We start from the raw sequence: 407 nt of genomic DNA, 5'->3' as shown, positions 1-407 counted from the left end.
TCCTGCAAGCCCTCCAGCGCACGGGCCGCGCTGGCGTTGGCGGCCACGGATTCCAGGTCAACGCGAACGGCGGGGTCGGCGCTGATCGACTCATCCGACTCAGAGGATGTCATCGCCACACCTCCTAGATCGCCGTGCCGCCCGGTGGCCGGTGTTGCGGCCGCCATCAACCCTATCCGGCAGATGCGGTGGGCAGGTTGACGCCTCTGGCATCGGGTGGGGTCACGACGGCAGGATCGTCGCCGGCCATCCCGGGGCGGCCCGACAGTGCCGCCATCAGCTCACGACCAGATCGCCAAATTCGTTGACATGGCGCCGGTGTAGTTGTCATGCGCCGTCGCGCCCGCGGTCCGCAATTGGCCCAATGCCTCGCGCATCATCGCCTCACCGCGAGCCCAGTGCTGATG

The 407-nt window shown here is 68.1% G+C and carries 1 pseudogene; it reads right to left on the bottom strand.

What is annotated here, in order from left to right:
• Nucleotides 1-281: 281 nt before the first annotated feature.
• A pseudogene (locus ACZY0B_RS27935) lies at nucleotides 282-407 on the bottom strand (WXG100 family type VII secretion target); the annotation flags it as partial.

This window comes from Mycobacterium sp. IDUB_19 (assembly GCF_055419445.1).
Note: the sequence above shows the minus strand (reverse complement) of the source record. Positions and strands in the feature narration are given on the sequence as shown.